General features: G+C 52.6%; 1 pseudogene. It reads right to left on the bottom strand.

Annotated elements, in window-relative coordinates:
• Nucleotides 1–441 (bottom strand): annotated as a pseudogene (locus tag HEM79_RS22360) (hypothetical protein); the annotation flags it as partial.

The raw sequence follows: 441 nt of genomic DNA, 5'->3' as shown, positions 1-441 counted from the left end.
CCAGGTTGGTGATACTGGTGGTGTTGGCGGCAACATCATTCGTCAGGTTAGTGATATTGGTGGTGTTGTTAGCAACATCGCCGGTCAGGGTGCTGATATTGGTGGTGTTGGTCGCCACATTGTCGTTAGTGGTTTTCAACTGAGAACCGTTAACCGCGTCGGTACTGGTCTCCGTCAGCTCACCTGCCGTAACGTTGGTGATTTTGCTGGTGGCATCGGTGCCGTGTTTGGCGGTGAATGCGCCTGTGTCGTCATCCCATGCCAGTGCATCCGCACCAAGGTTAGTCACTGTATCAGCCAGGTTGGTGATACTGGTGGTGTTGGCGGCAACATCATTCGTCAGGTTAGTGATGTTGGTGGTGTTGTTAGCAACATCGCCGGTCAGGGTGCTGATATTGGTGGTGTTAGTAGCGATGTCTGCCGTGTTAGTGGTGATGTTGT

Source organism: Escherichia sp. 93.0816, assembly GCF_013368855.2.
In the GTDB taxonomy this organism is placed as follows: Bacteria; Pseudomonadota; Gammaproteobacteria; order Enterobacterales; family Enterobacteriaceae; genus Escherichia; species Escherichia ruysiae.
This window is presented reverse-complemented; position numbering and strand designations above follow the sequence as displayed.